Origin of the sequence: Pseudomonas sp. PS01270 (assembly GCF_029959775.1) — a bacterium.
GTDB classification, from domain to species: domain Bacteria; phylum Pseudomonadota; class Gammaproteobacteria; order Pseudomonadales; family Pseudomonadaceae; genus Aquipseudomonas; species Aquipseudomonas atacamensis.
This window is the reverse complement of sequence record NZ_JASCPT010000011.1, coordinates 1-23,284: the sequence shown is the minus strand read 5'-3', so window position 1 is coordinate 23,284 and position 23,284 is coordinate 1. Positions and strand designations below refer to the sequence as shown.

Below are 23,284 nucleotides of genomic sequence, written 5' to 3'. Positions count from 1 at the left end.
CATGTGCTCGCGATGTGTCGCACTTGTCGCAGATGGTTTGTAAGTCGAGAGGTGGCATTTGCCCTCGGCGAATTCGAACCGTTCGGCGTAGCGCTGTCATGTGTTCACCGGAGCAAGAATGGCTGCCATGGCAAGCGCCTTATCACGCAGCGCAATCGTGTCTCTTTCGAGTTTTTTACCAGTGCGGAAGGCGGCGAACGTCTCGGCGGCAATCCGAAGCTTCTCGGCGATGTTGAGGAGCGTCTGGCGTTCGGTTTCGCCGAGTGACAGTCCTTCTTGAAGACGCTTGCTGAATCGCGCCAGTCGGGCGTGGTCAGCCTTAATGAAGTCGAGGGAAGCCTTCAATTCGCGAATGGTCTTTGCGCTTTCGGCGCGTTGGGTCGCATCGCTTTCTTTCATGCCTGCGGACATACCGTCGTTATGCCCCATTAAATAACCGGCCCAGACAAGTAGTCCGGCCAAGACGATTAGGGTGATAAGTGCGCAGATTTGAATTGCAGTCATGTGCTGTGAACCTCAGTAGATCCCTCCGCCGGGATGCTTGGTGAGAGGCCGGCGGAGGGGGAGTGCGTGTTGGTTAGCCCAAGTTGAAACTGCCGATAGTTAACTTCGCGCCGCCACCAACTTCGTGCTGCACGACTTCCTTGAATTCTTGTGCCAAGTCTTCGCGAAGCTGTTCTTCTCCAATCCAGCGCAGGCGCAGCAAAGGTTTGTCCCCGCCGGTGAGAACGGCTACACGCAGGCGGATGATCTGGACTTTCAGCCCTTCATATGGCTCGACGGTGAACAGGAATTCAGCAGGCAACCCTTCTGAGGACTTGGCCTCAATCTGGTCCATTGCTGACCGAGAGGCGCTTAGGTCACCGACGATATGTTCGCTCTTGCGTGCTTGCTCGATGCTGATGGAGCGGATGGCGCTCGCGGCTTTACGCAAATCGATGGGGCTGTCATCGGCCGCGAGGGCTTGGAGATTCGATGCCCAATCCTCGATCCAGTCGCTGAGTTCTTTCTGCGCGAACTGAATGGAGGCTGCACGTTCCAGCGCCCGGAAGGCAGCGGTTTTTCTCAAGTTCAGGGTGGCGGTGAAGTCGCCATGCCCTGGCGACTTGGTGTCGCCCAGGTTGAAAATGACTGTGCACAACATTGCTTCTGCGTCCACAAAACCAGACGCGACAACCTCGGCACTTTGCGTCATTACGTAATTGCCGAAGTCCAGCAGCGAGTGAGTGGTGAGAGCGCCGCGGAACCGGCTACGAGCGGCTTGAAATTTCTCGATGCTGTGGATCTTCTGGTCAGACGGCAATACCAACGCTGGGGTGAAAGTATCCAGCGGCTTGGCATAGGCCAGAACGGCGGTGTCCTGAATCAATTGAATTGCTTTGGCTTCCATTGAATCGACTTCCTTTGGTGAGAGGTTGGGAATCGAACGGTTTAGGACTTCGCGTGAATCGGTGCGTCGTCGCGGTTGAATAGCTGACCGGCGCGGGGGGCTTCGGCGAACAAAGTCAGGCGACCTCCCTCATTGACGTGCATCGGGGTATCGAGGGTGGTGTCCTCCGTACGGCTGCCGCGTTTGGTAGGCACCTTGTAGGCGAGCTTGTGATTGACGGTGACTTGATGACTGTTGGCGATCTGTTTCAAGGTAAAGGTCAGAGTGACTGAGCCGACCTTGCCGTTATCAACAACTCCCGATGCCACTTCAGAAAGGGCGTGACCGATCTGATTGGCGAAGACGCCTGCGTTGAGTTCGCCGATGAATTCGGCCGTATCCGTAGGTTTCATGTGCTGTGCCTATTGATGTGCGATTTGTGTGCCTCTGGACGGCAGAGGCGACCGTTGAAATCAAGCCGCTTGCTTTGCCGCTTGGGCGTCGAGGAACTCGGCCAGGTCGTGCAGGTACACCACTCGTTGTGCGCGAGCCGACCCGTGCAAACGCTTCACGACCAGCGCGATACGACCTGCCTTGATCTCGGCCAGTAGGTAGCGGTCGGTGCGGATGTGTGCGAAGTACTGTTCCCGAACTGCTGCCAAGGTCGGGCATGGAGTAGCGAACTGACGTCGCAATTGCTCTAGTGTGTTGCTCACGCTGCGTTCTCCCCGTACCCCTCCGATGGGGGCAGCAACTTGAGGCGAATCAGCTCGGCGAGGCCTTCTTTACTTTTGCCCATGGCAGCCGCGCAGATGTTGCCCTTGGCATCAGCCACCACGGCGCCGAATGGGAACTCAGGCGAGTTGGTCGGCGTAACGTATGCGACTTGCCCGTCAAGGATCACGTTGTTGACGCAGCGAAATACCTCGGCCAGCTCGGTGCTTAGTACGGGCATGCTTTCCAGTAGTTGGATGGCTTCCGTCGAGGCGCCAACGAGCGTTGCGCGGCTGACTACCCCCGGGCAGTTCAAGTAGATCGGGATCAGCTTCAGGGCGCCGAGGGCTTGCGTGTAGGCATTGAGGTTGTTGGTTTTCATGCAGCGGCGTCCTTTTTGGTAATGATGATTCCCAGCTTCTTGGCCAGCCATTCGATCCCTTCTTCCTTCACCATCACCACGGAGTAATGACGGCACTTGTTGAGGGACGGAATCACTGTGCTGCGCGGATCCGAATACAGATAGCCGCGATCACGGTGCTGGCTGGCTAGGTCGCCACTGCTGTTGAGAATGCTCAGCTCGCGCAACCTGGTGCGGAAGGCGCGGGGCTTGATTCCGAGCAATGCGGCTGTTTCGTCCAGGGTGCGATTCATGGCGCAGTCCTCAGGCAGCGATCAGTTTGCGAACGCGGGCAAGCAGTGCTTCCGAGTCCGCAAGTGCTTGATCAATTTGCGCCAGTCTGCCGGACTGCTCGGGTGGCGCGGGTTGAGCTGATTCAATTCGGCCGTTCGCAATGTCCTGGATGAAATCCCGCAGGTGCAGGTGATTGGCTCGGTCCGACCGCTTGAGGGTCAGTTCGCCGGTGTGACCTCCCAATTCAACGCTGACGACTGCGCTGTTTTGAGTGAGCTCCACATCAAAGCTTGCATAGATGGTTTGCTCTGGTCGTTGAAGAGGGCACACGGCACCTCCACCAACCTGGAGCATGTGATGCAACAGGTCTTGTTTAGTGAGGGGGATGAGGTAGTTATTCATGCCGCATCGTCTCCGAGCGGCCCGGCAGTGGCTTCGGATGCGTTAGCGAAAATGACTGGCCTGATAGCGGCGGTACGGGCCTTGGGGTTGCTGACGACGAGAAGTCCCGTGCGAAGCTGTAGGTCTTCAACTGCGGCGCGACTGCTGCATGCGGAGGGGTGCAGGTAAACAGAGAGCGGCGGGTGTCGCTTTGCTGTGTGATTTGCATGGGTTGATCTCTTTGGTGAGAGGTAGATTCCGATGCAAAATTAGTGTTACTGATTTAATATGTCAACAGTATCACTTATAAAAATTGATAAATAAAATTAGTAGACGAAAAAAAAGACCCTTACGGGCCTTTGGTGAGAGGTCTTTTAAAGCATTACCGAGTACCAGAAAACCTTCCCGATGATACGAATGTGCTGTTGGACGTAGTCGCCATCGTAGCGTTCGTCCGGGTGTTCCTCAGTGTTGTAGCTCCGTAGGCGCAAACCTGAGCCTGGCAATCGATAGAGAAGCTTCACACGCAACTGTCCGTCGTGATCGATGGCGTACATCTTGCCGTCCTGAACGACTGTATTCGCGGTGTCTACACCCACGGTACTGCCATCCGGAAGCACTGGCTCCATGCTGTTCCCAGTTACTGGAGCGCAACCTGCAGAAGCAGGATCGATGCTTTTTCTTTTGAGAGTGCGTTTCCCGAAGCGAAGCTTGCGTCCGTTTGTTTCAAGCCGAACCTGAGATCCATTACCCGCAGACAATTCCACTTCCTTAAAGAACGGCAGCTCTACCTCATCAGGCCCGAGCGGGGTCTCGTCATCCCACACTTCAATCTGATGCATTTCCCAGTCGGGGGTTCTCGAGCTTTCATTGCTGCTCTGCGAATGCCGCAGGCGGGGCATTTCGGCGAGAGCAGCGAGACGTGGACTTACCTCTTCAAGCGAAAAGCCCAAGACATTCGAAAATTTGATCAGCGCTCCGATGTTGAGAGGGATTCGGCCATTTAAGTATTGGCTGACAACGCTTTGCCCAGCCCATTCGCACAGATCGGCGATTTTGTCCTGGGTAAGGGAGGGATCATGCCGTTTGCGGTCCTGATAAATAGCCTTCAAGCGCATAGCTTCGGCTTTTCGGGTCTCGTCGTCGGCAGAAAAGGATATCGAGGTAATCATGCATCCCAATTTATAAGGAAGACTTATTTTATCAAAACAGCGGCACGTCTTTTTTCTTGCTGTTTAAAAGAAGTAACACTAATATCCATTCCGCAACGCCCATTCGAGGAAACGTGGATGGCAAACGAAATAGGAATTCCCTTGGGAGATTTCGCCGAGGGTAAGACACAACCAGAGCTCGCTTTACTGATTGGGGTATCGCAAAGCGCTGTCTCTCAAATGCTCAACTCAGCTCGAGATATTCGAGTTCGGGTTGATGAGAAGGGGGCCTGTACAGCGGTAGAGATTCGTCCAATCGGATCGCGCCGCAAGGTTAGGGCCGCTTAAAAGGTGTCGAGCTGGGGCCTCTCACCAAAGAATCCCCCAGCCCGACTACGACGATACACAGCACATGCACATCGGTCGTGGTCATAGGATAGGGTTTGCCCTGGGCTATGGCTACACCGTAAACAGGGGATTTACGGTTATGAGTCGCACAGATCTTTTGCCGGACGCTGGTCCGGTCCTGCCACTACGCCAAGCGATTTATCGCGCTGGTCGTGACTACAAGGGCGGAATCACCGCCCTTGCCTTTGAAATGGTGTTGGACAACGACACCCTTCAGAAGAAACTCAAGCTCGATGAAGAACGCCGCTGGCTGAATCCAGATGAGCTTGAGGAAGTGATCAGGCTGACCGCTGATCCACGCTTGCTGGATGCATTGATGCGTCCAGCAGGTGCGGTTTGGTACCGGCCCGTGGCCGTACCGGCAACCCGTGATGCCTTGAAAGCGGTTGGTAAGCTGCTCGGGGAAACCGGTGAATTCGTGGCCAAGATGCACGACGGCGCGGCGGATAACGTCTGGGAGCTTCATGAAGTCGTGGATCTCGAAAAGCACGGAATGGATGTGATCCGCGAAGTCCTTGGAATCATGGCGGGCGCTCGTCAGGCGATGGAGGATCGCATCAATGGCTGATGATATCGACCGCGCAAATGAGCAGGCGCAATACCTGCTTGATGTTGCTATTCATCGCAGTCGCCGCGTGCCATCGAGCCGCGTTAGCGCGCAGTTCTGTGACGACTGCGACGAACCAATCCCGTTGCTTCGACAGCAGAAGGTTGAAGGTTGCGAGACCTGCATCTCTTGTCAGGAGTTGCGGGAGGCCCGGCGATGAGTGAATCGGGCAAAGGAACAGCCATCGCTAAGTGGGCAAAGCGTTACATCAGTACTTTTGACTTGGCACTCGTATCGATTGATCCAGGTGAAAAGGCTCCGAAAGGCCTAGGGTGGAATAAGCCCGGAGGCTATATCACCGACGCCGACACGGCCGAGGCGTTCTGGCAACGAAACCCAAATCACAACCTTGGCGTCGTGCTGGGGCCGAGCCGCGTTTGTTCACTGGATGTTGATGACGTTCAATGGACGCGACATGTTCTGTATGAACTGTTGGGCCTTGACCTTGATGCGATGGCAGTAGTGTTCCCGACTATCGTCGGGAATCCGCTGCGATTCCGGGTGGTGTTCAAGGTGCCGGAAGGCATCGAACTCACGCGTCATTCACTTTCATGGCCGAATGAAAAAGACCCGGACGGTTCGATTTTCAAAGGGTTGATGGACAAGGCTAAGATTGCGAAAGAGCAGGGTAATCTTTCCGCAGAAGCTGCTGCACGAACCGAAGCCGAGCCGTTCAAACGCTTCACGGTCTTTGAACTACGTGCGGGATTGGTGCAAGACGTATTTCCACCATCAATTCATCCCGGTACCGGCAAACCTTACATCTGGAAAACTGCTCCAAGTGCTACTGACGGGCTGCCGACGCTGACCAACGAGCTGCTTACCATTTGGCAGAATTGGGAGTTTTTTAAGCGAGATGCTGAAGCTGCGTGTCCATGGGCGGTTGCGCCACCAAAGCCACCGGTCAAAGCCCAAAAGCGTCCTTCACTCGGTGGCGGCAAACAGCCCTCGGTAATTGATGAATTCAACCGCTGTCACGATGTTGCGGAGCTTCTTCGTGCCCATGGATACATCAAGCGAGGCAATAAGTGGCTGTACCCTCAAAGCAGCACCGGTCTGCCAGGGGTGACGATCAGTGAGGACAAGGTTTATTCGCACCACGGTGCTGACCCTCTCGCGAACGGGCATCAGAACGACGCCTTTGAAGTGTTCTGCTTACTCGAGCACGGTGGCGACCAGTCGAAGGCTGTGAAGGATGCTGCACGAATGTTGGGCATGCAATACGCCGCCCGTCCAGATCCGAATGATCTTCCCCCCACCCCATCCGATGAAATGAGCGGGCCGATCTCCGACGAAACATGCCCGTCCAGCGAGGCCGCTCCTGCTCCTGACGTGGGGGCGGGGGAGGTCATAACGTTGGATCACATTCTGCGTCGTTTTGCGTTGGTCGAGGGCACCACGCACGTGTGGGACTGCGACCAATCGAAGGTAATGAAGAAGTCCGCCTTCGAAGCTCGTGTGGGCAAGCCACTGGCCAAAGCCTGGTTGGACGACACCGGAAAGAGGCTGATTTCTGACGATCATGTTCGCGAGATCGAGCAGGCGCGCCGTATGGCTGGGAAGAAAGGCGGTGCATTCGGGATGTCTCCAACCGATCGCTACGTTTACATCGATGGCACCAAAGACGTTTGGGATCGGGAAAAGAAGCGGCGTATAGCCGAAGGCGCGGTGAAGATGGCGCTGGGTGACACTTACCCGCTGTGGTTGAACAGCAGTGAGCGGCGCACCGTCGATGTTGAACACATCGTGTTTGATCCGACCATGACGAAGGATCCTGCGGTGTACATCAATACCTTTGACGGGTTGCCGCTTGAGCCAGTCAGGGATGATGCAGCGTGTGCCAACCTGCGTTGGCTGATTTCATTTCTTTGTAACCACGATGAAGCTGCAACCGATTGGCTAACTCGCTGGCTGGCGTATCCGCTGCAGCACCTGGGTGCCAAGATGGATACCGCTGTGTTGATGCATTCGATCATGGAAGGTTCGGGCAAGAGCCTTTTGTTCGCTGACGCACTCGGCATGCTTTACGGCCAATACGCGGCGACTGTTGGTCAGACGCAATTGGAAAGCAGTTTCAACGCGTGGCAAAGCCGCAAATTGTGGTCCGTCTTCGAAGAGGTGGTCAGTCGCGATCAGCGTTACAACCAGGTGGGCAAGATCAAGCACTTGATCACTGGTAAAACGGTGCGGATGGAGTCGAAGTTCATTAATGGCTGGGAAGAAGCCAACCATATGAATGCGGTATTTCTCAGCAACGAGATTCTTCCGTGGCCAATTAGCGACAGTGATCGACGAATGCTGGTGATGTGGCCTATGGAGACCCTGCCAGTCGCAAGGCAAAAGGCGATTGGTCGTGAACTGGAGCAGGGTGGGGTGGCGGCGCTCTACGGTTGGTTACTGTCGGTCGATCTAGGGGACTTCAACCAGCGCACGCGGCCGCCATCGACCGAGGCGCGTGAGCGTTTGGTGGCCTTGAGCCGGGCCGGCTGGCAAACATTCTTGCATCTGTGGAAGTACAGCGAGCTGGGGCATGGGCTTTGGGGACCGTGTCTATCGACCGATCTCTATTCGTTATTTCTCGAATGGTGTCAGCGCAACAAAGAGCACGTGATGAGTCAGACCAAGTTCTCTCTATTCATCAGTTCTGAGGTGGATAAAACGCGGGCGATACCCTGGACTGATGGCAATAACCGTCGCTTCGGCGTGTTTTTCTTTCCTGTGGATCTGGATGCTTCCCCGCCCCCATCACTCAAGGCGGCAGAGCTGGGCAAGCAGGTAGAGAACTGGCGGGCGAAGGCCAAGCTGGCGGGCTGGCACGTGGACAGCTGGGATCACATCAAGGCGCTTGCAGCATGACTATTTTCAAAAGTGTGTTGGGTGTGTTGAGTGTGTGTCGGGTTGATTTTGAACACCCCACACAATTTGAGTGCCCGAATTACATGCCTTCGCGGGTGTTGTGTGGGGTGTGTTGGGTTTTGTGTCGCGCACGCGCATGCATGACGTTCTTTGCAACGAATTCAACGGAAGGAATTTTTTCTTATGCGAAGACTGATAAACCCAACAAACCCGACACACTCAACACAAGTTTGATTGAAGCATTGAATTTAAAGGGATTTATGTGTGTTGGGTTTGTGTCGGGTTGGGGTATTTCTGTGTCGGGTTGGGTTTTACGGGGGCAGGGCAATGATTGAGTCGATGGAGTTATTGCTGAAACATTGGGGCGAGCAATGCCGACACGGCGGTGAAGCCGGAGGCATGGGTAGCCCGATGGCGACGATCATGGAGTGGGGCGGTTGCGCGCCGCGAGGCACACCCGGTTCTCGGATTCTTCTCGGCGGTGGTGCGGGACCAGATGCAATTGCACAGGAAGTTGGTGCCGCCCTTTCCGAGATAGCCCGGCAAGATGGTCGGGGTGAAAGGCTGCAACAGTTGGCGGTTATGCGTTATGGCTTTGACCCTGCACCAACATGGGCAGCGCAGATGCACGAACTGGGCTACGTCTCAAAGGCGAAGCAAACCTACTACGATCTTGTACACCGCCTTCATGTGCGACTCTTTGAGGTGCTGGCCGAGCGCAAGGACGCACGAATGTGGCTTACCGTTGGTCGGGGTGCTTTGCCTCAAAGTCTCCTCAAAGTTGCTTCAAAGTTGCGTCAAGTTGGATAACCGAAAATGCCCCCTTTTCGGTTCCGTACTCAGGGGGTAAAAAGTCCCCACGATATGGATTCTGCGCCTTGGCGCTTCCCCGAGCACGTGCTGTGCACTTCGTCCTGGCGTATGCCGCGACATTGAAAACCCTGCCCTCCGGCGGGGTTTTCTTTTTTGTGTTCGGCATGCTCCTTCACTTGAGGCACAACATGACAAATGAGCAGCAAGCGCTGGCAGAAATGCCGATCTGGTTGGTGATCGTCCTGGCTCTGGTCGGCGGCGTATCCGGTGAGATGTGGCGAGCAGACAAGGATGGTGCCCGGGGCTGGGCGTTGATGCGTCGGCTTGCGCTTCGATCCGGTGCCTGCATTGTCTGCGGAGTCTCGGCAATGATGCTGATGATCGCGGCGGGCATGTCGCTATGGACGGCTGGCGCCTTGGGTTGTCTCACGGCAATGGCCGGTGCAGATGTTGCCATCGGCTTGTACGAACGCTGGGCTGCCAAGCGGCTTGGCGTGTGCGATGTCCCGCCGAATGGTGGCGGGGCAGCCTGAAACCGCCGGGGACCCTGGGGTTATCCGGAGGGTACGGGGTCGGAAACCCGCGGGAAACTGTTAGCCGCAGGTTCCTCAGCTTACTGAAATTTCAATCATTGAAATCTTGAAAGGATTCATTGAAATACGTTGAAAAAGGAGGGCTCATGACAGAACCAACCTACCTGTCGAAGAGTGCCTTCGCGGCCCGGCTCGGCAGGTCGCCGAGTTACATCACCTGGCTGAAAGATAACAACCGTTTGGTGCTTTCGCCCAACGGCAAACAGGTTGATGTGCATGCCACCGAAGCGCTGATTCGCGACACCGCAGACCCGAGCAAGGTCGCCGTCGCCGAACGACACCAGCAGGACCGGATTCAGCGTGACGTTTACAGCCAACTGTCCACTCAGACCGAGCCGACTTCCACGGCTGCGCCGCCGCAGGTTCTCACTGGCGATGGCAAGCAGCCCGATTTCCAAAAGGCCCGCGCCCTGCGTGAGCACAACATGGCCAAGCTGGCGGAGATTGAGCTGGGCAAAGCTCAGGGCTCACTGGTTGCCAAGGAAGCGGTCGAAATCGGCGCCTACAACGCCGGCCGCTTGCTGCGCGATCAGCTTTTCGGTCCGCTACCGCAGCTGTCCCATGACCTTGCGGCCATGACCGATCCTTGGCTGATCGAAAAACACCTGACCGCCACCTTCCGCCGAACGCTGGAAGAAGCCGAGCGCCTCTCTGCAGCGGACCTTGACCACGCCATGACAACGGACTGAACCTATGCACACGGAATTTCCTGACGGTGCAGAGGTGTACCGTGAGGCTTATTTCCGTGGACTGCGCCCAGACCCAGATCTCTGGATCGATGAATGGGCCGATGAGTACATGCGAATCCCGCGTGACACCGGTGCCCCTGAGCCCGGCCAGTACCGCACCTCTCGCACACCTTATGCACGAGAGCCTATGCGCTGCCTGTCGCCGGCTCACCCTTGCAGGCGCGTGGTCACCATGGTGGCTTCGCAATTGATGAAAACCCAGATCGCCCTGAACTGGATGGGCGGTCTTATCCACATGGCTCCATCGAACATCCTGGCGCTTCTGCCCAGCCTGAGCCTGTCCAAGCGGGTGTCGGGACGGATCAGCAAGACCATCAAGGCTACCCCCGTTCTGCGCGAGCGGGTCGCGGCCACCCGCTCGCGGGATGCACGCAACACGATGGATACCAAGGAGTTCGAGGGTGGCTCGTTGTACGTTACCACCGCCGGTTCTGCGGCCAACCTGTCGGAGCTGTCGGCCCGCTATATCTACGGCGATGAGGTTGACCGCTGGGAGAACGACGTCGGCCAGGAGGGTGATCCCATTCGGCTGGCAGAGACGCGGGCGACCAACTTCGGCCGTAACGCCAAGATCTACTTTTCCAGCTCGCCAACAATCAAGGGCGCCTCGCGAATTGCGGATCTTTTTGAGTCCAGCGACCAGCGACACTACTACGTGCCGTGCCCTACCTGCGGCCATATGCAGGTGCTGGAATGGGAGCGACTGCATTACAGCAAGGACTGCACGACGGTACATTACGAGTGCGCAGCTCCGGAGTGCGACGTGCTGATTGAGGAACACCACAAGAGCGACATGCTCGCCCGAGGCGAGTGGCGCGCTCATGCGGGCGGCGACGGCAAGACCGTTGGTTTTCATCTCAACGCACTGTACTCGCCGACCGGCTGGATGGACTGGGCCTCACTTGCCGTCGAGTTTGAAGACGCAAAAAAAGCCCAGGCCCAAGGCGATACAAGCCTGATGCAGGTGTTCTACAACACTCGTCTGGCGAAGGTTTGGGACAGCGCGCTCGAACAGACCAAGGCGGAAGTGCTGATCGCTCGGGCGCGGCTGGAGACCTACACCCTCGGCGCGATGCCGGCCGGTGTGCTGATGCTGACCGGCGCCGTCGACGTCCAGGCCAACCGCCTAGAACTGATGGTGATGGGCTTCGGCGTGGGCATGGAGCGCTGGGTGGTCGATCACCAGATCATATGGGGCGATCCGGCAGACGAGCGCACCTGGGCTGTACTAGACGAGAAACTCAAGGCCCGTTACCGGCATCCCTGTGGTGTCGGTCTGGCGATTCTCGCTGTCGGCGTCGACTCCGGCGGTCACCACACCGATGAGGTCTACCAGTTCTGCCGCGTTCGCCGCTGGCGCAACATCTTCGCCATCAAGGGCGCGAGCAAGCCGGGCCGACCGGTGATTGCACAGCGCCCGTCCATGGTCGACGTGACATGGAAGGGCCAGACCGAACGCAACGGCGCCGAGCTGTGGTTTGTCGGTACCGACACCGCCAAAGACTGGATCTACAACCGCTACCCGTTCCCGGACGGCCCCGGTTCGCTGCACTTTGCCAACGACCTGCCGGACGAGTTCTTCGCCCAGTGCGTCGCCGAGCGCAAAGTCGTGCGTTACGTGCGCGGGCACAAGCGCATCGAATGGGTGAAGGGCAAGGCCGAGCGCAACGAAGCGCTCGACCTGATGGTGTACTGCCTGGCCATGGCGCATTACCTCGGCATCAACCGCTACCAGGAACACGATTGGGGCAGGGTGCGACAAGCCCTGGCCCAGTCCGGCTTGTTCGATGACGCCTTGAGCACCAAGCCTGTTCAGGGCGAGCGACTTGATGTTGAGCAAACACCGGCGCCTGCTGCTGTACGCCAAGCCCAGCCCGCACCACCACCCGCTGCACCGGTTACACAATCACGACCGGCAGCCCCCCCTCAACGCCGCAGCTCTGCCAGCGGCTATCTGAAGAGACGCTGATATGTCCTTTACGAAAAAGCACCTCGACGCGGTTGAGGCGGCCATCGCACGCGGTGAGAAAACTGTGCGCTACACCGACCGCACCGTGGAATACCGCACGGTCGATGAACTCCTCAGGGCTCGCGAAGAAATACGCTCGTCGCTGGCCAGCGCCGCCGGGCCGCGTTCGCGCGTGGTCCGGCTGTTCCACGCAGGGAAGGGGGTCTGATGGCCCGCCATTTTCCGACGTTGACCCGTAACGGCTTTGTGCTGCCGTCCAACATCAAGGCCAGTTACGAAGGCGCTGGTGAAGGCCGCCGATCCGCTAACTGGGACGCTCCCGACAACGGGATCAACAGCATCAATACCCCGGCACTGCGCAATTTGCGCTCGCGCTCCCGGGCAGCGGTTCGCAATGACCCGTATGCCTTCAACGTCATCGACAAGCGCGTCAGCAACCTGATCGGCACCGGCATCACCCCTCGGCCGACAACCGACGATGATGCCTTGCGCAAACTGATGCAGGAGCTGTGGGGAGATTGGGTCGATGAGTCTGATGCGGATGACCGCACCGACTTTTACGGCCAGCAGGCGCTAGTGGCGCGCACGGTGGAAACATCGGGTGAATGCTTTGTTCGCTTGCGTCCTCGCAGTCGGGATGAAGGCTTGGCGGTTCCGCTGCAGTTGCAGATCCTGGCGCCGGAGTTCGTTCCGCACGACAAATTCGAGAGCACCAAGAACGGCAACATCATTCGCGCCGGCATCGAGTTCACGCCCGGCGGCAAGCGGGTAGCGTATTGGATGTACCTCTCGCATCCGCGTGACTCGGCCTCGTTGAACGCCGGTTACAACCAGCTAGTGCGCGTCCCGGCCGCGCAGGTGCTGCACATCTTCGAACCGGTGGAGCCAGGACAACTGCGTGGTGTGCCGCGATTGTCGCCGGTGCTTAAACGGCTGCGCAGTCTGGACAACTACGACGACGCGGTGTTGTTCCGCCAAGAGGTGGCCAACCTGTTTGCCGGTTTCATCAAGCGCCCGTCGCCGGAATCGGGACCGGTTCCACGCGATCCGGTCACCGGCGCTCCGCTGGATCTTGATCGCGACGGGTTTACCCCTATGGTCGCGCTCGAACCCGGCACCATGCAGGAACTCGGGCCGGGAGAGGAGGTTGAGTTTTCCAAACCGCCAGACGCCGGCAACAACTACCCGGACTTCATGCGTCAGCAGTTGATGGCTGCAGCAGCGGGATCGGGCACACCTTACGAAATCCTCACCGGCGACATGCGCGGGATCAACGACCGAGCGCTGCGGGTGGTGCTCAACGAGTTTCGGCGCCGTCTGGAACAACTGCAATTCAGCGTGTACGTGCATCAGCTCTGCCGTCCTGTGCGGGCGGCGTGGATGGACATGGCGGTGCTGTCGGGTGTTCTGGTGCTGGACGATTACGCACAGAAACGCCGCCAGTACCTTCGCACTCGCTGGGTACCGCAAGGCTGGGCCTATATCCAGCCGGTTCAGGACGTGCAAGCACGAGCGATGGAGGTGAGAGCCGGTTTTTCGTCGCGCAGCGAGATGGTCCTGCGTACCGGCTACGACGCCGAAACGGTCGATCTGGAAAACGCCGCCGATCTGGCGCGGGCCACAGCGCTGCGCCTCAACTACAACACCCTTGATGCCGTCGAAGACACCGACGACAAGGAGCAACCATGAGCAAAACTGCGAAACCGCGTATTTACAACCGCGCCGGCAAACGCGTCGAGGTCAAGGACAAGACCTGGTACGCCGTTCATGCCAGCGGCGAGGCCACCGAGCGAGTGATCGAAGTCTTCGTCTATGGCGAGATCGGTGCTTGGGGTATCACTGCCAATCAATTCGTGCAGGATCTGCGCGCCATGGATGATGGTGTGTCGCCGGTGGTCGCCGCGTTCAACAGTATCGGCGGTGACCTGTTCGACGGTCTGGCCATGCACAACGCGCTGTCGCGGCTGGGCGAGCGCTGCACCGGCCGGATCGATGCACTGGCCGCGAGTGCGGCCAGTGTGGCCGTGTGCGGCGCACACCGCGTAGTAATCGCGGCCAACGCCATGTTGATGATTCACAACCCATACACCTATACAGGCGGTAGCGCTGAGGACTTCCGCCGGGTTGCTGATGTATTGGATCAGACCTTGGAGGCGATCATCGCGGCCTATAAGGCCAAGGCGCCCGACATTGATGACGCCGAACTGCGGCGAATGGTTGATGCTGAAACCTGGCTGACCGCCAACGAAGCGGTGGCGTTGGGGCTGGCCGATGAAGTGGGCGACGGCGTCAAGGTCAAAGCCTGTCTCGGTCAAGGCGCGGTGCTGCAACGATTCCAGAACGCACCGGCTGATTTGCTGGCCCAGCTCGACGAGCCACCTGAAGCGGATCCTGATCTTGATCCTGTCGAACCGCCGCTGGTGCCGCCAGTAGTCGACTCGGCCAAGTTGGCATTGATGGTCACTCAGCGCTGCACGGCGGCGGGCATCAGCAACCTGGTCGAGCCGCTGCTCAAGTCAACCCAGCTTGAAAGCGAAGAGATCGTTTTAGCCGGTCTGGCGCGCGCCAAGGCGGTAAACGACCTCTGCGTGGCTGCGCGGCTGCCGGAATTCAGCGCCGAGTATGTCGCTGCAGGTCTGGACGAGGCGGCGGTGCGGGCGCGTCTGTTCGACAAGATTGTCACCAGCGGTAAGGGCTTTGAAATCGACAACAGTCTGCCGCTGGCGGACGACCTGGCGCCGAAGGTGCTGGCCAAACAACCTGACCCCAACTCGATTTGGGCTGCTCGCCAAGCGGCCCAAACTGGAACCGCGCAAAGCGCGAAAGGAGCAAGAGCATGACCATCAAACAGGAACCGATGCACGCGGGTGAATTCCTGCTGTCCGAAGGCGCCGGCAATATTTCGCGTGAAGCGATCAACGTCGCGGCCGGTCCAGAGTTGTGGCCCGGACAAATCCTCGGACTGGTGACCGCCTCCGGCGAATTCGCACCGTACAACCCAACGGCTGAGGACGGCACCGAAAATGCTGTCGCCATTCTCTACGGCCCGCTTGGCGAATCCGATGTGGTGCGGCGCGGTCGCGCCGTGGTGCGGTTGGCCGAGGTCAGCGAAGCGCACCTGACCGGTCTGGATCTGGCCGCCGAGAAAGCACTCGCCACCCATTTCGTGATCGTCCGCTAAGTCGATCCTTTTTTTGTATGCATCCCGCCGCGTGCGGGATTTTTCGTTTCTGGAGAGTACCCATGGCCGATATCGCCATTTTTGAAGACGAAGCGTTTACCGTTACCTCGCTGACCGCTGCACTCAATGATCAACCCTACCTGCCGGGCCGCATCAGCGCCCTGGGTCTGTTCCGCGAGGAAGGCATTACCACCCTGACCGTACAGATTGAAAAGGACGGTGATACCCTGGCACTGGTGCCGGCCGGTGAGCGCGGTGGTTCTGGCCTGGTGGTTGCTGCGAGCAAGCGCAACCTGATCCCGTTCAACACCGTGCACCTGCCGGAGCGTTTCACCATCAAGGCGGATGAGATTCAAGGCATCCGCGCCTTCGGCACTCGCACTGAGCTGCAGGCGGTGCAGGACGTGGTCAATGCACGTCTGGCAAAGGCGCGTCGTCAGTTGGACGCCACGCATGAGTTCCAGCGCATGGGCGCACTCAACGGCCAGATCCTCGACGCTGACGGTCAGACGGTGCTGCTGGACTTGTATGAGCGCTTCGGTGTGCAGCGTCAGAAGATGTCCATGGGGCTGACTAAGGCCGATACCGAGCTGCGGGTCATGTGCGGTGAGGCGCTGGACATGCAGGAGGATGCGCTGGGTAGCGTGACCAGTACCGGTTCGCGCGCTTTCTGCGGCAAGAACTTCTGGAACAAGCTGATTGTTCACAAGTCGGTCAAAGAGACCTATCTCAACAGTCAGCAAGCGGCAGCGCTGCGTGGTGACGCCCGGGAAAGTTTCGAGTTCGGCGGCATCATCTGGGAGCGTTACCGTGGCAAGGTCGCCGGAGTGTCTTTTGTCCATGACGACAAGGCGCTGCTGGTTCCTGAAGGCGTTCCAGATCTATACATCTCGGTGTTTGCACCGGCCGACTACATGGAAACGGTCAACACCCAAGGCATCCCGTACTACAGCATGATCGAGCCGCTGCCCTTCAACAAAGGTATGGCCGGTGAAGCTCAGTCCAACCCGCTGCACCTGTGCACTCGACCGCGCGCCCAGATCCTGCTGGAACTCTGACCATGGGCTTTCGCGATCTGATCGCCGAGGTTGACGCGGTGGTGTTCGAAACGCTGGGCGACACCGCACGGATCGAGGGTCGCGAAGAGCCAGTGCTCGGCATGTTTGCCGCGCCCTGGCTGCAACCCAAGTTCGGCAAGCTCAACACCGGGTTGCGTGAGCCTCGCTTTGAGATCCGCGTCAGCGATTCGCAAGGTCTGGAACAGGGCATGCTGGTTAGCGTTGACCTGCCTGCCTTGGATGGCGGCGGTGACTACGACCTGATCCAGCTCGAACCGAGCGGTGACGGGCTGGTCGCCCTGATTCTGAGGTTGCGGCCATGAGCGTCGGCAGCTATTTCAAACCCTCGGCCGGGGGCGGGATGATCTCTATCCAGTCCTCGGCCGCAGATTTTCAGGCGTTCCAGGACTTTGCCAAGGTGGTGCCGAAAGCGGCCGCTGCGGCGCATCGACGCGCAATCAACAAGACGTTGGGCTGGTTGCGCACGCACATTGCCCGAGCCGTCAGCCGGTCAGAGCGCATTGCTGTTGCAGCGGTGCGTCAGCGGTTGCGCAGCTATCCGGTTTCGGGCGGTGCCGCGAGCGGCAAACTGTGGTTCGGTTTGAACGCCATCGAATCCAGCCGGATCGGCCGGGCGCGGCAGACCGGGAGCGGTGTGTCGGTGGCGGGGCGGCGTTATGAAGGTGCCTTTCTCAAGAAGGTCTACGGCAACAAACCCGACATCTGGATCCGCACAGCTTCCAAGCATTTCAACGGGGACGACTACCCGGATAGCACGGTGTCCCCCGGTCGCGGGCCGAGTTCGGGTTGGGTCGCCGAAAATGGTAGTCGTTTCCCGCTGGCCAAGGCCAAGGTGTCGCTCGAGCAAGCCAGGCCGCATTTCGACAGTTGGGTCAAAAAGGCAGATGAGCGTCTGCTGGAGATTCTCAAGCAGGAACTCAACTTTGAGCTGCAGAAATACCTTAAGAGGATCGGCAATGTCTGAAGAACCGTTCAGCCTGGACCAGTTTTATAGGGCGGTAGAACAGCATCTTCGTACCCACTTGCCTGGCGTGCAAACCGTCACAGCCTGGCCAGACATTAAGGATCGCGTGTTGCTGCCAGCGGTGTTTCTGGAGGTGGCCGAGATCGAGCCGGGTAAAGATATCGGCACCGGCGAAACCTCGCTGGTGTGCAAGTTCGAGGCTCGGATCATTGTTGACCCGATCAAGGCGCACCATCATCAACAGGCCGTGCAACTGGCGACGCAGTTGGCGGTGTTGCTGCGTTCGCAGACGTGGGGGTTGCCAGTTGAACCCGCCGAGTTTGTGCAATCGCTGCAGGACTGGACCCAGCCGCACCTGGATGGATACACCGTGTGGCTGGTGGAGTGGACTCAGCAAGTCTATCTCGGCCCAGAGGAATGGCTCTGGCCTGACGAGCCGCCGGGCACGTTGCTCATTGGATTCAATAACGAGGCCAAAGAGGACTTTGTCCCTGCGGAGGATGTGTGAGTGGCTACGCGAGCGCCCAGCACGACCGGATGCTCGCCGGCGTGGTCAAGGCTTGCTATGTGGTCGCGCTGGATCTGTCCGCTTCGCCGCCGGTGTGTCGCGTCTCGGATGGCAGTGAATGGGTCAGCGCCTGGGTGCGGTGGCACAGCATCGCGGCGGGCAAGGCCAGACACTGGCGGGCGCCGTCCATGGGCGAGCAGGGCAGTTTGATCAGTCCCAGCGGTGACGTGTCACAAGGCACGTTTGTCCCGGGCTTGTATGGCAATGCCGGGCCGCCGCCAGATAATCGCGACCATGTCGAGGTCTGGCGTTTTGATGATGGCGGCTCGCTGGTCTACGACTGGCAGGCCAAGTCTTACACCATCACCCTGCCGAGTGGCACGGTGGCGATCAAGGTCGGCGGCACGGACGTCGTCGTTACGGATAACGCGGTAACGGTGAAGTCGGGAACGATTGATCTTGAAGCGACCGTGAATATCAAAGGGCCTGTCAATATCGACGGCGCGTTATCCGTAACGGGCAACATCGACGGCGCTGGCAACATCATGGCCGTCGGCAACAGCGACAACCACCACAAGCATTAACCCAAACATTCATCCAGCCCGCCAAGTGCGGGCTTTTTCATGCCTGGAGAACCACATGGCCAAGATCGATACGACCTCAACCGATGCGCAAACGTCCTCGGAACCGGCATTGTCATCCTCAACTTACTCATCGCCTGAGTCCTTGAAATTCCGCGACAAGCTCTACACGTCGCGACTGGTGATCGTGCCCGGTACCGACCGTTCCTATCCGGTGGAGAAGGCGACGGTCGTGGTGCCAGCCTCCGACATCGAGGCGGTCAAGTTCCTGAAAGCCAGCGAAGAATACGAGCCGTTCAAGGAGTGACATCGATGATCGGAATGGATCGCCAGACCGGCCTCCCCATATCCGGCATCGAGCACCTGCGGCAATCCATTGCCGACATCTTGAGCACGCCGCTGGGCAGTCGCCGGCACCGCATGGAGTACGGCAGCAAGCTGCGGCGGTTTGTCGATTTGCCCGTTAACGAGGGCTGGAAAAGCGCCGTACAGGCTGAGGTCGCCAGGGCTTTGGGGCGCTGGGAGCCACGTTTGAAGCTCGACCAGGTGCGTGTCCTCTCCGTCATTGGTGGGCAAATCAATCTGCAAATCGTCGGGAAGTACCTGGGCGACGGCGTCACGTTGGAGGTGGCTGCATGAGTACCGTTGATTTGTCATCGCTGCCGGCGCCTACCGTGCTGGAGCCTCTGGACTTCGAAGAGGTTTATCAGGATGGTTTAGGCGTCTTTCGCGGGTACATGGGTGGCAACTGGACGGCCGCGCTGGAAAGCGATCCAGTGGTCAAAGTGCTTGAGGTCGGGGCCTACAACAAGGTCGGCAACCGCGCCCGGGTCAATGACGCCGGCAAGGCGCTATTGCTGGCGCACGCCATTCGCGGCGACCTCGATCACTTGGGGGCCAACGTCAATCTGCAGCGCCTGGTCATTCAGGCCGAGGATTTGCTGGCGGTGCCGCCGGTGCCCAAGGTCATGGAAGACGACGACCCGTTTCGCGAGCGTATCCAGTTGGCCTATGAAGGACTGACTACGGCCGGCCCGCGCAACAGCTACATCCTGCACGCGCGTAACGCATCGGGACTGGTGGCAGACGCCACGGCTGAAAGTCCGAAGCCTTGTTACGTCACGGTCACGGTGCTCGGGCTGGACGGGGAGGGCGAAGCGCCGCCGGAGCTGCTGGCAACAGTGGCCGCCGCTCTGAATGACGATGACGTCCGCCCGGTTGGAGATCGGGTGACTGTGCAGAGCGCGCAGGTGATCCGTTACGAGATCGACGCCATTTTGCACATGGCCGGCGCCGGTCCGGAAGCGGATGCCAGTTTGGCCGAGGCGAAAAGCCGCTTGGCATCCTGGATCAATCCACGCAAGCGGCTGGGCGTAGAGGTCGCCCGCTCGGCTGTTGACGCCCAGTTGCACGTTGCCGGCGTTGCCCGGGTTGAGTTGGTCGGGTGGCAGGATCTGGCCCCGACCAAGGCGCAAGCGGCTTTCTGTACGCGCTACAGCGTGAGGCTGGCGGGCTGATATGAAAAGTCTACTCCCGCTCAACAGCACGCAACTGGAACGGGCCATGGAAGCCGCGTTTTTCGAAAAGACGATTGTCCCACTGCGCGATCTCTACAACCCCGACACCTGTCCGGTGCATCTGCTGCCGCATCTGGCGTGGGCGTGGTCGGTCGATCGCTGGGACTACCGATGGTCTGAGGCGACCAAGCGCGCGGCCATCAAGGCGTCTTTCTACATTCACAAACACAAGGGCACCATCGGCGCTCTGCGCCGCGTGGTCGAGCCGCTGGGCTACCTGATCGAGATTGTCGAGTGGTTCCAGACGGTGCCCGAGGGTGTGCCGGGCACCTTCGCTCTGAAGGTGGGCGTTCTCGATACCGGTATCACCGAGGAAATGTATCAGGAGCTTGAGCGCCTGATTGACGACGCCAAGCCTGTTACCCGGCAACTGACCGGGCTGGCGATCAGCCTGGAAACCCAAGGCAACTTAGATATAGCCGTATCCCTCTACGACGGCGACGAGATCGACGTTTACCCACCCGTCATGCGTGACATCGAGGTCACCGGCAGCTTTGGCGTGGTCGGCCGCGAACACACCATAGACACCCTGGATGTTTATTATGATTGATGCGAACTCGCAGTTTTTCGCGATCCTCACGAACGTGGGGATGGCCAAGCAGGCGAATGCCGACGCGCTTGGCATTCCCTGGAAACTTACCGAAATGGGCGTGGGGGACGCTAACCCGAACGGGCTGGCAGATCCGCCTAATCCGGTTCCGTCTGCCATTCAAACCAAGCTGCTCAATGAGTGGCGCCGAAAGCCGCTCAACCAACTGAAGATTGACCCGGTCAATCCGGCGGTGATCATCGCTGAGCAGATCATTCCAGCCGATGAGGGCGGTAAGTGGATCCGCGAAATCGGCCTCTACGATGCGGACGGCGATCTGGTGGCGGTGGCCAACTGCGCGCCAAGCTTCAAACCGTTGTTGTCGCAAGGCTCTGGCCGCACGCAAGTCGTGCGCATGAACTTTGTGGTCAGCAACACCGGGAATATCACGCTCAAAATTGATCCGGCGGTGGTGCTGGCTACCCGCGAATATGTTGATTCGCGTCTTCTGGACGAGTTGAGCCGGCTCGACATGAAGCAATCTGTGCGCGCCGCAACGACGGCCAACATTGCTCTGCTCGGTTTGCAGGTGGTGGATGGTGTTTCGCTGAACGCCGGCGACCGGGTGTTGGTAAAGAACCAGACGATGGCGAAGGATAACGGGCCGTATGTGGTGGCGGCCGGTGCCTGGACGCGGGCAAGTGATGCCGACAGCAATGCCAAGGTCACGCCGAATATGACGCTGGCGGTTGAGGTGGGGGCTACTCAGGCCGACACGATTTGGCAGTTGGTGACAGATGGCGCGATTGCTGTGGGTGTCACGGCCTTGACGTTCAAGGACATTACCGACGGTCTCGCCCGTTTGCTTTCTCCGATCTTTGTCGGAAGCCCCAAGGCGCCGACGCCGGCGCAATTTGACAGCAGCAAGTTGCTGGCTACGGCTGAGTTCGTGAAGCGTAGCGGGGTCGAGTTTTCGGGCTTCACCACAAACAGCGCGAACTTGGCGCTTACTGCTGCGCACGTCGGCGGCCTACACAGCTTTTCGGGTGTGGCACAGCTCACCGCGACCTTGCCGCCTACGGCTGGAATCGCGCAAGGCGCTACTGTAGCGCTTGTCTGTGCGGGCTCTGGCGGCCTGAGAATTATCGGGGATGGGGCCGATCTGGTTTACACCTCAACCGGTATTGCTGGCCCTCTGGTCTTGAACTTGGGCGACACCGCCGAATTCATTCGACTGCAAGATCAGTGGCGGCTGATCGGTGGCACTGTTGCGCTGCGTTTTGCCGGCATCATGGCGGGGGAGAACTTCACAACTCGGCCTCAGTTCGACAGCACCAAGGCGCTAGCAACCACTGAATTCGTGCAGCGCGCGGCGGGTAGTTTTGCCGGGTACGTCGCCTATGCCGCAAATACGGTTTTGACGGCGGCGGATGTCGGAAAGTACGTATATACAAGCGCGCCGACTATCACTCTCACGCTGCCTGATGCCACCCTGTTGCCTGGCGGAAGTCGCATTTACATTCAGGCGGGAGCAAATACCGTCTGCACTGTGAGATCCATCAACGGCAACATTTCCGGGCCGAATGGCGTCGTAACTGGCGCGCCCACCGTGGTGCTGGTTATGGGTGTTGCGGCGGAGTTTATTGCGTCGGGGATTGGTTGGCTTTCTGTTGGTGGAACGGGCATCGCATCGTTATCAAGTAATGGCTATCAGAGGCAACCGTCGGGTCTGATCGAACAATGGGGGTCGGTAGCTGTTACGGATAATGCGGAGGTGGCCGTTGTTCTCCCAATCGCGTTTCCTAACGCGATTTTTGGGGCGGTGGTCTCAGTGCCGTTATCAGCGCAAGCGGGGGCGGCTGAGTTTTCTATTGCTGGGGTGAGGAAGAACGGCAGTAACCTCAATAGTATTTTGGTCAATGCGAACTCGGGGCCTACCACGTCGGTTAACCCGGTCATTTTTTGGCATGTATGGGGGTACTGATCGTGATTTTCTTTAGTGCAGCTGAGCTGGGCTTTTATGAAAGTGGCATTAATGAGGTGATTCCGGGTGATGCCGTTGAGGTGTCCGATCTGCATCGCCGCGCCATTTTGGAGGGGCAAACTGCCGGCATGGTCGTCGCTGCTGATGAGTTCGGCGGGCCTATCCTTGTCGAGCGGCCGGCGCCTAGCTCTGAGGTGCTGGCCGCCGCTGAGCGTGTTTGGCGAGATCGGCAATTGGCAGCTACTGACCCTCTGGTTTCACGCCATCGCGACGAGGTCGAGGAAGGCGGGTCGACTTCGATTACGCCTGAGCAATATGCGGAGCTGCAAGGCTACCGCCGGCTGTTGCGCGACTGGCCACAAGGCGAGCAATTCCCACTGATCGATCACCGTCCGATCGCGCCGCCGTGGGTGACCGGCCAGCTTCAATAAACGCCCCGCACTGACGGGGCGTTTTCTTTTCCGTTACGCGTAACACGAACACCCACACAGCCTCGCTCATGCGGGGCTTTTTCGTTTCTGGAGACTGATCCTTATGAGTTTTTTTCACGGCGTCACGACCACGTCGGTCGACACTGGTGCGCGCACCATCTCGTTGCCGTCGTCGTCGATTATCGGTCTGTGCGACACCTTCACGC

Annotated in this window: 32 protein-coding genes; 24 read left to right on the top strand and 8 right to left on the bottom strand. The window is 58.7% G+C overall.

Features of this window, described 5'->3' with window-relative positions; all coding sequences use genetic code 11:
- Positions 1–96: 96 nt before the first annotated feature.
- The 8 genes from QMX86_RS06145 to QMX86_RS06110 form a co-directional block, all read right to left on the bottom strand.
- Entirely contained in the window at positions 97–504 is a 408-nt protein-coding gene (locus QMX86_RS06145) for a hypothetical protein (protein WP_073473058.1), read from the bottom strand.
- 73 nt (positions 505–577) lie between these two features.
- Positions 578–1,390: a DUF2303 family protein gene (locus QMX86_RS06140; RefSeq protein WP_073473056.1), complete on the bottom strand. Its 813-nt coding sequence runs from the start codon at positions 1,388–1,390 to the stop codon at positions 578–580.
- Between the two features lie 41 nt (positions 1,391–1,431).
- Positions 1,432–1,782, bottom strand: coding sequence for a hypothetical protein (locus QMX86_RS06135; protein WP_073473053.1), 351 nt, complete (start codon positions 1,780–1,782; stop codon positions 1,432–1,434).
- A 60-nt stretch (positions 1,783–1,842) separates the two neighbouring features.
- Positions 1,843–2,085, bottom strand: coding sequence for a pyocin activator PrtN family protein (locus QMX86_RS06130; protein ID WP_073473050.1), 243 nt, complete (start codon positions 2,083–2,085; stop codon positions 1,843–1,845).
- Entirely contained in the window at positions 2,082–2,465 is a 384-nt protein-coding gene (locus tag QMX86_RS06125) for a hypothetical protein (RefSeq protein ID WP_034156306.1), read from the bottom strand. Before QMX86_RS06125 ends, QMX86_RS06130 begins: the two co-directional genes overlap by 4 nt.
- Complete coding sequence (locus QMX86_RS06120; protein ID WP_073473048.1) at positions 2,462–2,737, bottom strand: hypothetical protein; 276 nt, start codon at positions 2,735–2,737, stop codon at positions 2,462–2,464. The genes QMX86_RS06125 and QMX86_RS06120 overlap by 4 nt, the downstream gene beginning before the upstream one ends.
- A 10-nt stretch (positions 2,738–2,747) precedes the next feature.
- Positions 2,748–3,119 carry a hypothetical protein gene (locus QMX86_RS06115; RefSeq protein ID WP_073473046.1) on the bottom strand — a complete coding sequence of 124 codons (372 nt, stop codon included), beginning with the start codon at positions 3,117–3,119 and terminating at the stop codon, positions 2,748–2,750.
- Between the two features lie 353 nt (positions 3,120–3,472).
- Positions 3,473–4,270: a helix-turn-helix transcriptional regulator gene (locus QMX86_RS06110; protein WP_073473044.1), complete on the bottom strand. Its 798-nt coding sequence runs from the start codon at positions 4,268–4,270 to the stop codon at positions 3,473–3,475.
- A 466-nt stretch (positions 4,271–4,736) separates the two neighbouring features.
- Between QMX86_RS06110 and QMX86_RS06105 the strand changes: the two genes are divergently transcribed.
- The 24 genes from QMX86_RS06105 to QMX86_RS05990 all read left to right on the top strand — a co-directional run.
- Positions 4,737–5,225 carry a phage regulatory CII family protein gene (locus tag QMX86_RS06105; RefSeq protein ID WP_034156300.1) on the top strand — a complete coding sequence of 163 codons (489 nt, stop codon included), beginning with the start codon at positions 4,737–4,739 and terminating at the stop codon, positions 5,223–5,225.
- A complete protein-coding gene (locus QMX86_RS06100; RefSeq protein WP_073473040.1) occupies positions 5,218–5,424 on the top strand; it encodes a TraR/DksA C4-type zinc finger protein in 207 nt (68 codons plus the stop codon). Before QMX86_RS06105 ends, QMX86_RS06100 begins: the two co-directional genes overlap by 8 nt.
- Positions 5,421–8,120 (top strand): DUF5906 domain-containing protein, encoded by a 2,700-nt coding sequence (locus tag QMX86_RS06095; protein WP_073473038.1) that lies wholly within the window; start codon positions 5,421–5,423, stop codon positions 8,118–8,120. The genes QMX86_RS06100 and QMX86_RS06095 overlap by 4 nt, the downstream gene beginning before the upstream one ends.
- A complete protein-coding gene (locus QMX86_RS06090; RefSeq protein ID WP_143170099.1) occupies positions 8,117–8,455 on the top strand; it encodes a hypothetical protein in 339 nt (112 codons plus the stop codon). Before QMX86_RS06095 ends, QMX86_RS06090 begins: the two co-directional genes overlap by 4 nt.
- On the top strand, positions 8,448–8,930 hold the full coding sequence (locus tag QMX86_RS06085) for a hypothetical protein (protein WP_073473036.1): 483 nt from the start codon (positions 8,448–8,450) through the stop codon (positions 8,928–8,930). The genes QMX86_RS06090 and QMX86_RS06085 overlap by 8 nt, the downstream gene beginning before the upstream one ends.
- Positions 8,931–9,121: 191 nt before the next feature.
- On the top strand, positions 9,122–9,466 hold the full coding sequence (locus QMX86_RS06080; protein WP_073473576.1) for a phage holin family protein: 345 nt from the start codon (positions 9,122–9,124) through the stop codon (positions 9,464–9,466).
- Between the two features lie 146 nt (positions 9,467–9,612).
- Complete coding sequence (locus tag QMX86_RS06075; RefSeq protein WP_073473034.1) at positions 9,613–10,215, top strand: terminase small subunit; 603 nt, start codon at positions 9,613–9,615, stop codon at positions 10,213–10,215.
- Between the two features lie 4 nt (positions 10,216–10,219).
- Positions 10,220–12,244: a phage terminase large subunit family protein gene (locus QMX86_RS06070; RefSeq protein ID WP_073473032.1), complete on the top strand. Its 2,025-nt coding sequence runs from the start codon at positions 10,220–10,222 to the stop codon at positions 12,242–12,244.
- A 1-nt stretch (position 12,245) separates the two neighbouring features.
- Positions 12,246–12,452 carry a hypothetical protein gene (locus QMX86_RS06065; protein ID WP_073473030.1) on the top strand — a complete coding sequence of 69 codons (207 nt, stop codon included), beginning with the start codon at positions 12,246–12,248 and terminating at the stop codon, positions 12,450–12,452.
- Positions 12,452–13,933, top strand: a complete 1,482-nt coding sequence (locus QMX86_RS06060) for a phage portal protein (RefSeq protein WP_073473028.1) — start codon at positions 12,452–12,454, stop codon at positions 13,931–13,933. The genes QMX86_RS06065 and QMX86_RS06060 overlap by 1 nt, the downstream gene beginning before the upstream one ends.
- Entirely contained in the window at positions 13,930–15,084 is a 1,155-nt protein-coding gene (locus tag QMX86_RS06055) for a head maturation protease, ClpP-related (RefSeq protein ID WP_073473026.1), read from the top strand. The genes QMX86_RS06060 and QMX86_RS06055 overlap by 4 nt, the downstream gene beginning before the upstream one ends.
- Positions 15,081–15,425, top strand: coding sequence for a head decoration protein (locus QMX86_RS06050; protein WP_073473024.1), 345 nt, complete (start codon positions 15,081–15,083; stop codon positions 15,423–15,425). The genes QMX86_RS06055 and QMX86_RS06050 overlap by 4 nt, the downstream gene beginning before the upstream one ends.
- A 62-nt stretch (positions 15,426–15,487) precedes the next feature.
- Complete coding sequence (locus tag QMX86_RS06045) at positions 15,488–16,483, top strand: major capsid protein (protein ID WP_073473022.1); 996 nt, start codon at positions 15,488–15,490, stop codon at positions 16,481–16,483.
- A gap of 2 nt (positions 16,484–16,485) precedes the next feature.
- On the top strand, positions 16,486–16,806 hold the full coding sequence (locus tag QMX86_RS06040) for a hypothetical protein (protein ID WP_034155914.1): 321 nt from the start codon (positions 16,486–16,488) through the stop codon (positions 16,804–16,806).
- Positions 16,803–17,468, top strand: a complete 666-nt coding sequence (locus tag QMX86_RS06035) for a hypothetical protein (protein WP_034155915.1) — start codon at positions 16,803–16,805, stop codon at positions 17,466–17,468. The genes QMX86_RS06040 and QMX86_RS06035 overlap by 4 nt, the downstream gene beginning before the upstream one ends.
- Positions 17,461–17,976 carry a hypothetical protein gene (locus QMX86_RS06030; protein WP_073473020.1) on the top strand — a complete coding sequence of 172 codons (516 nt, stop codon included), beginning with the start codon at positions 17,461–17,463 and terminating at the stop codon, positions 17,974–17,976. The genes QMX86_RS06035 and QMX86_RS06030 overlap by 8 nt, the downstream gene beginning before the upstream one ends.
- 29 nt (positions 17,977–18,005) lie before the next feature.
- Entirely contained in the window at positions 18,006–18,560 is a 555-nt protein-coding gene (locus tag QMX86_RS06025) for a phage baseplate assembly protein V (RefSeq protein ID WP_034155930.1), read from the top strand.
- A 55-nt stretch (positions 18,561–18,615) separates the two neighbouring features.
- A complete protein-coding gene (locus QMX86_RS06020; protein ID WP_073473018.1) occupies positions 18,616–18,864 on the top strand; it encodes a hypothetical protein in 249 nt (82 codons plus the stop codon).
- A gap of 5 nt (positions 18,865–18,869) precedes the next feature.
- Positions 18,870–19,196, top strand: coding sequence for a GPW/gp25 family protein (locus QMX86_RS06015; protein ID WP_073473016.1), 327 nt, complete (start codon positions 18,870–18,872; stop codon positions 19,194–19,196).
- Positions 19,193–20,074, top strand: a complete 882-nt coding sequence (locus tag QMX86_RS06010; RefSeq protein ID WP_073473014.1) for a baseplate J/gp47 family protein — start codon at positions 19,193–19,195, stop codon at positions 20,072–20,074. Before QMX86_RS06015 ends, QMX86_RS06010 begins: the two co-directional genes overlap by 4 nt.
- A 1-nt stretch (position 20,075) precedes the next feature.
- Positions 20,076–20,684, top strand: coding sequence for a phage tail protein I (locus QMX86_RS06005; RefSeq protein ID WP_073473012.1), 609 nt, complete (start codon positions 20,076–20,078; stop codon positions 20,682–20,684).
- Positions 20,677–22,647: a phage tail protein gene (locus tag QMX86_RS06000; RefSeq protein ID WP_073473010.1), complete on the top strand. Its 1,971-nt coding sequence runs from the start codon at positions 20,677–20,679 to the stop codon at positions 22,645–22,647. The genes QMX86_RS06005 and QMX86_RS06000 overlap by 8 nt, the downstream gene beginning before the upstream one ends.
- The gene (locus QMX86_RS05995; protein ID WP_073473008.1) at positions 22,635–23,078 is read left to right on the top strand and encodes a phage tail assembly chaperone; all 444 of its coding nucleotides are present in this window, start codon (positions 22,635–22,637) and stop codon (positions 23,076–23,078) included. The genes QMX86_RS06000 and QMX86_RS05995 overlap by 13 nt, the downstream gene beginning before the upstream one ends.
- A 103-nt stretch (positions 23,079–23,181) precedes the next feature.
- Positions 23,182–23,284, top strand: a 103-nt coding sequence (locus tag QMX86_RS05990; protein ID WP_282390386.1) for a hypothetical protein, incomplete at its 3' end; no start/stop codon positions are given.